Below are 6,701 nucleotides of genomic sequence, written 5' to 3'. Positions count from 1 at the left end.
CAACAAATCATACTCTAGTTGAATTTTCACACCAGCTTTATGACTACATCCTCCGGCACCAGGATAAGTAGTTGCGAATCGATCTGGAACTTGGAAGGTTGTAGAATCAAGAACAAGAATCCGCTCAAAATAAGCAGAAAGAGAATGAGAAATCTTAGATACTCCTCCAATTTTAGCTTGTAGAAGTGTAGTAAATACGGTTCGAAAGAAGGTTACAGAAGCCGAATTAAATCGTCGATTAAGTCCCTCCGGACTTAATAAAATTCCTGTTGAAGTTTCTAATTGACTACAAAGTTGAGTAAGAGAGGTAGTAGCGATTTGTTGATTTAACCATACATACAAAGATAAGAAATGGTGCCCGTGGCACTTACGTTTTCGTTTCATCCCGCCTGCTTCTATAGCTAGTTGATTAAGTGTAGCGGGAGACATATATCGATATAACTCTTCAGCAAATAAAGATAACTCTTGTTTTTGGTGCATATTCATAAAAAGCACGTCACCCTTTCTCATTAACATAAGAGAATAGTAACGTGCTTTTAGCTTCAAAAATAGTCTAAATCCTTAAGTTGATGGATGTGTGGTGCTACCCCATCACCATCAAGTTAAGAAAAATCATTACCCCCATAACGAAAAAAAACGGTTCTGGTGCAAAAGATTTATCAAACTTGGACATACTAATACTACTAATCTAAAAAGGATGTGGATGAAGTATGTCTAAACCAAGTGCATTCAAATGGAAACACTATCAACCAGAAGTTATTATGTTAATGGTGAGATGGTACCTACAGCACAATTTAAGCTTACGTGACCTTGTAGAAATTATGGAAGGGCGAGGACTATCTATCTCTCATACGACCATCATGCGTTGGGTTCATCAGTATGGTCCTAAATTGGGCAAACGAATTCGACGTCATCTTAAACAAACAAATGATTCTTGGAGAGTCGATGAAACATATATCAAAGTAAAAGATCAATGGATGTACCTGTATCGTGCTGTTGATCCAAAAAGAAACACAATCGATTTTTGCCTAGGCAAAACAAGAGACCAGAAGGCTGCAAAGCGCTTTTTCAAGAAAGCTTTGCGGTCTTTTCATGTTTCAAAACCTCGTATTATAACAGTCGATAAGAATCCGGTTTATCCTATAGCAATTGAACAGCTGAAAAAAGAAAAGCATACCTGATGGTATGCAACTTAGACAACAAAAGTACTTGAATAACATAGTAGAACAAGATCATCGCTTTATAAAGAAGTGAATCCGCTCTATTGCTAAGTTTCAAATGTTTTGACACAGCTACATCCACTCTTTCTGGAGTAGAAGCTATACATATGATTAAAAAAGAACAGATTGATTTATGGAACCAGTCTGTCCAAAACCAGAAAAAATTCATTCATCAATTGTTTGGACTTGCAGCATAAGGTACGATTCTGTTAGGAATATATGCATTTTATTCTCTTTTATTTTTGCACCAGAACCGATTCTAGGATATCCTTTTGAAACAAAAAAAGAACCCTTAATATAAAGGATTCTAAGAATTGTCTGAACTTGAATTTAGTATTTTAAAATCTATAGAAAACATTTCTTTTTTCGGTAAAATTAAATGACTCTCTTTCAAGTTTCCCTTTAAATCATGAGCATATAAAATATTCTCGCCGTTTTCAGTGAAACTTCCTGGTGATAAAGAGTATAGGTAATGACCTGTTAATTTAGTTCTAAATACCTTCGAATCCTTTGAGTTTTTATATTCTTTCAATAAGTTGAAATTTTTATCATATTCTACAATATGTCCTTCAACAAAAGTTACATAGTATTTATCTTTGTAAGCATGTACTCCAACTGTATTAGAATAAGGTAGCTCGATGTATCTTGTAGTTAGAGTACTCTTGTTAAAAATACTGAGTTTTTTTTCAGAACTAAAGATGATTTCATCACTAGTTTTAATAAAATTTTTAGGTGAACCAAAGGCATCAAAACTATATTCTTTTAATTCTCCCGTTTCAACATTAACTGTATAGAGAACACTTTTCTGCTCATGGGTAAAATCATTAAAAATGTAAGCTGTATGCTTTGATTGATCATAATCAATTTGTGTGATATAACCCACTAATTTAATCTGGTGATTAATCTTATTACTTTTAATAAGTAGTGTTGAGTTTTTCAAATCATCATTTAATCCTTTAATTACTAAATTCTCATCTTCATAAATAGCAGAGACTCCAGATTTTTCTTTTTCCCGTGCCAATTCAACTTTATTTTTTGAATCAATAAAAGCACGATTACCATTGGTAACGGAAGATAAAACAAATTCTCCTTTATTTTTGATAGTGTCTTCAAAATAATAATCAGTACCAGTTATTTTCTTTGTAACAATTTCATCTTCCGGATCTTTTATAAATACAAATTCACTATTAGGTATCACGCCTGGTTTCATATAAAGAACTCCGATATCCTTAAATGCTGTTGATTTTTGACCTTGCACGGATACATGATTTTCATTGCTTTTTAAAAGAAAATAATATATAGCTGTTATAGAGGAAGCAATTATTACTATAGTTAATAGTATAATTTTTATTTTCTTCATTATTTGCTCCTTTAAATTAAAATGGCTTTAATATGATACTGTTTGGTTTGAATTTAATATATCTACCGGCCAAACTGTAGGGCCTCCATCTGCATCTATATCAAAACCTTCATTTTTCCAAGCCCGCCATACTAATTTAGAGCAATAGTAAGAAGATTCGTCCATTTTATTCATTGACAAACCATAAGGTTTCCCATTTCTCCATTGTTGCCATCCATAATGCTGTGCTCCATGATATGAACTAGTACTTGCACCTTTTACATACAAAGCATATTTACTATTATAATAAGTGTTCCAGTAATTCGCTTTTCTTTTAACGCCTTCGCCTGGATTTGCTTCGAATACATACGCATTATTATCTGCTACAATTCCTGCATGCCCCTACCGAAAACTACTACTACCATTATCTAAGGAAACAAGAGCATCTCCCATTGTGCCCATACCAGAGCCAGTCCATCTACCCGATGCCTGCTGAGTTAAAGATTTACCGTTTTCATTATTTGCAAGCTGTTTTTTAAATTCTTCTGTTTTTTTAGAAGCCTTATAGAATTCACTTAATATTTCTTTTTTTTGTTGAACGCTATAAGTATTGTACTCTTGTTGAAATTCAGGCCCTAATTCTTCTAACCATTTCGCTTCAATTCCCGGGTTACTAGGTTCCACTAAATGCCAATCTTTTTCTTTTTCAGCACTAGCGATCGTTGGTAACGTTAGGAACAAACTAGTTAGAAGTATCCCCATTCTTTTTTCATAATTCCATCCCCTTTATAATATAAAATTCTATTATATTATATATTTAAAAGCCATATTTTGGAATAAAAAGCAATTAATTGGAATATAATGTTGGAAGATGTTTTTTTATTTCATTACAATTTTTGTTGATAAAAAGACAAGACAAAGTTTTTTGATATTAATTCATGATAAACTTATGCAAAAAGGATGTGTATTATGGAAGCTTTTATGGAATACCTTAAGTCAACCCAAGGTTTTTTTGAAATGCTAATTTTTTACATCCCTTTAACCTGTGTATTGTTAAGTATCGTAATCACAATTATTGTAAGGAAAGTCTTTGTTGCACCAATATTATTGGGAATTATATTAGCAATTTTCTTTATATACACCTATAAACAGATGAATGTTGTAGCAAATAATTTTGTTATAGCATATTTTATATATTTTTTTATGTCATATATAACTAGTAAATTAATAATAATTTTTTTTAACAGGAAATTTAAAGTGAAAAAGAAATCAATGTAAAGTGAAATACTAATAATGAACATCTTGCTTGCTAATTTTATTCTAGGGACTATATTATAGCTAGGATACAAAAATAGGTATTATAGCCTTTTTTACACTGACTCCAGTACAACAAATTACACTCTTTCTATTTAATCATCGAATAAATTAGTTATTTATACCTAACAAAAGAAGATCCTATAAACGGATCCTCTCTTGTTAGGTTTGTAATATCTTGTTCTCGCTACATCACAATCAAGCTAAGAAAAGCAAATACCCCAGAACGAGAAAAATAAACTTGGTTGCCATAAAAGACATCACGTTTTCGCCTTGAAAGCATTAAAAAATTTCTATCTAATGGCTATCAGGTACCAACTATTAAAGAAGAAATGCGATAGAATTAATTGCTACATCAATAAAGATAATTAATAAAAATTAAAATTAAAAAATACCTATTTTGTTCACACAATATACACTATATTCATAGTAACTAGCAAGGAAATAGTTAATTAATTATTGAAATAAGTGTTGAATTAAAAAGAGAGAAGAAAAGGAGAGAGAAAATGAAAAAATTAACGAGTCCAACTATGCAAGATTTGGCGGAACAATTAAATCGAGGGAATCCTTCTGCTATTATATTGTTTTTAGAGAAAATAAAGGAACAACAAACACCCATTGTGGAGACTTGTCCTATTGATGATGAGTACGATCTTGTTACATATATTTGGTTAGGCGACGAAAAAACCGAAAATGCATATGTATTTGGAAGTTTTCCTGGTTGGGATATAGTAACGAATGAAATGGATAAACTATTACATACAAACATACGGTTTAAAACGTTCCGAACAAAAAAAAGTTTGCTTCAACGTATTACTTTTCAATTAATGATGATTTTGAAGAAGATTGGGTACAACGAAGTGAAAATTATAAGCATGATCCATTGAATTCTAAGATGTTTGAGCATGAAGAAGGGCCAATTTCTGTTTTAGAGCTAGGCCTATCGCCACAAATTGACCAAACAAAGCAACAAACTCATATTGCAACAGGAAAAGTGGAAACGCATCAGTTTTATAGTTCGATTTTAAAGAATGAACGTCAACTCTGGATATATACTCCGCATAATTACTCACCTGAACAATCTTCTTATGACTTACTTATCATGTTTGATGGCAGATCTATGCTGCAGTCGTTATCAGCAGCTACAACACTAGATTATCTTATACATTCCAAAAAAATTCAGCCATGTATTCTAATTGGTATTGAACATGTAGATCGATTTACAGAACTCACATTTTCTGAAGAAATGAATATGTTTTTAACAAAAGAACTACTTCCGTGGATTCAACACAGATACCATGTGAATACAAGCTCCAATCATACAACAATTGGCGGATTTAGTCTTGGTGGTTTGGCAGCTTTTTATACAGCATTGCGATATCCAGACCACTTTGGCAGCGTTTTATCAATGTCTGGTTCTGTACATTGGAAAAAAGAAAATTACACAGGAACACACCCTTGGATTGAAAATCAATTTAAAAGAAGCAACACATTGCCGTTACGTATTTATATGAGTGCTGGAAAATTAGAAAATAAACCATTGTTAGAAGCAAATAGAAGATTATCGCAAGTACTGAAAGAAAAAGAATATCAAAGTACCTACGTTGAATTCCCTGGTGGTCACGATGTATTGTGGTGGCATAAACAGTTTGCTCAAGGATTAGTGTCCTTACAACAATTTAAAATACCTATGAAATAATAAAAAGGAAGGAGAAAACATATGAAAGATAGAGAAAAAGATTTAGATAAAGCGTTAAAGAAACAAGAGATTCTAGTAAAAGATGAAAAGGTTTGGTCATATACGTACGAAGATCATATTAGTTCGATTATTAAACGATCGCAAAAAGAAGGCGTATTTGATGACTTAGTAGGAAAAGGAAAACCACTGCAAATGGATAAAAGTCTCTCTTATAATCCAGAAAGGCAACTATATAAAACAATGAAAGATAATCATGTTATGCCGAGGTGGATTGAACTTTCGAAAGAAATTGATGCATTAAAGGAAAAATTGCATACATGCATAGAACAGGAAGAAGTTGCTGCAATGATTGAAATGATTAATAAAAAAATTCATGAGTACAATTTAACTTGTCCGCCGTCAGCGCAAAAATTAAAGATAAGTAAACCAGGCTAATACTAGATAATCAATACTTAATCAAAACAAGTCATTTATTAAAGTTCTCCTTAAAATGAAAAAATACGCTATTCTTTCTGTAGAATCATAGGAAGGGATGGCGTTTTTGATATGAACTTATCAATTTTTGATGAACTAGAATTGTTTTCTAAAGAGTTGCAACAATATATGTCACCTGATGCTTTAGAGCAATTAGCTAGAAATGCAGGATTTGTGAAACGAAAAAGTAAATATCGCGTACAAGATTTAGTGGCCCTATGTATTTGGTTAAGTCAAAACATAGCTCATACTTCATTAACACAATTATGTAGTCGATTAGAAGCAAACACAGGCATTTCTATGAGTCCAGAAGGACTCAATCAACGTTTTAATTCTCAGGCTGTTCAGTTTTTACAGCAACTCTTAGCACATTTACTTCATCAACAATTTTGTTCTTCTAACAAGATTCCAACTTTGTATACAAACTATTTTCGACGTAAGACAGCAGAAGGCAATTACGAAGCTGTAAACTATCACCGTTTTGCCGACGATATGGTTATCGCTGTAAGTGGACACTCTCTAGTAAACGAGGATGGGCTGAACTGGCATTACGACGACTACGGGAAGAGTTAAAGCCTTTGGGAGTTGAACTGAACCTGGAGAAGACTCGGATGGTCAATGTCCTAAAAGGAGAATCCTTCGGCTTTCTAGGGTT

At 32.5% G+C, this 6,701-nt stretch carries 4 protein-coding genes and 4 pseudogenes; 4 read left to right on the top strand and 4 right to left on the bottom strand.

Going from position 1 to position 6,701, the window contains the following annotated elements:
* Positions 1-486 (bottom strand): annotated as a pseudogene (locus BLV40_RS27355) (IS4 family transposase); the annotation flags it as partial.
* A 224-nt stretch (positions 487-710) separates the two neighbouring features.
* Between BLV40_RS27355 and BLV40_RS27350 the strand changes: the two are divergent.
* Positions 711-1,417, top strand: a pseudogene (locus BLV40_RS27350) (IS6 family transposase).
* A gap of 110 nt (positions 1,418-1,527) precedes the next feature.
* Here BLV40_RS27350 and BLV40_RS27345 read toward each other — a convergent pair.
* The 3 genes from BLV40_RS27345 to BLV40_RS27335 all read right to left on the bottom strand — a co-directional run bounded on the left by BLV40_RS27345 (position 1,528) and on the right by BLV40_RS27335 (position 3,300).
* Positions 1,528-2,580: a hypothetical protein gene (locus tag BLV40_RS27345; protein WP_090695760.1), complete on the bottom strand. Its 1,053-nt coding sequence runs from the start codon at positions 2,578-2,580 to the stop codon at positions 1,528-1,530.
* A gap of 27 nt (positions 2,581-2,607) precedes the next feature.
* Positions 2,608-2,745 (bottom strand): hypothetical protein, encoded by a 138-nt coding sequence (locus BLV40_RS29870; protein WP_348519737.1) that lies wholly within the window; start codon positions 2,743-2,745, stop codon positions 2,608-2,610.
* A gap of 216 nt (positions 2,746-2,961) precedes the next feature.
* Positions 2,962-3,300: a hypothetical protein gene (locus BLV40_RS27335; protein ID WP_139265635.1), complete on the bottom strand. Its 339-nt coding sequence runs from the start codon at positions 3,298-3,300 to the stop codon at positions 2,962-2,964.
* A 1,079-nt stretch (positions 3,301-4,379) separates the two neighbouring features.
* On the opposite strand from BLV40_RS27335, the pseudogene BLV40_RS27320 reads away from it, so the two are divergent.
* The 3 genes and pseudogenes from BLV40_RS27320 to BLV40_RS27315 form a co-directional block, all read left to right on the top strand.
* Positions 4,380-5,572: pseudogene (locus BLV40_RS27320) on the top strand (alpha/beta hydrolase-fold protein).
* A 21-nt stretch (positions 5,573-5,593) separates the two neighbouring features.
* Positions 5,594-6,007, top strand: a complete 414-nt coding sequence (locus BLV40_RS29560; RefSeq protein ID WP_244525468.1) for a DnaJ family domain-containing protein — start codon at positions 5,594-5,596, stop codon at positions 6,005-6,007.
* Between the two features lie 111 nt (positions 6,008-6,118).
* A pseudogene (locus BLV40_RS27315) lies at positions 6,119-6,481 on the top strand (IS4 family transposase); the annotation flags it as partial.
* Between the last annotated feature and the right edge of the window lie 220 nt (positions 6,482-6,701).

Source organism: Bacillus sp. 166amftsu (genome assembly GCF_900107445.1).
In the GTDB taxonomy this organism is placed as follows: domain Bacteria; phylum Bacillota; class Bacilli; order Bacillales; family Bacillaceae_G; genus Bacillus_A; species Bacillus_A arachidis.
The sequence above is the reverse complement of the archived record's forward strand: the minus strand, read 5'-3'. Positions and strand labels throughout refer to the sequence as shown.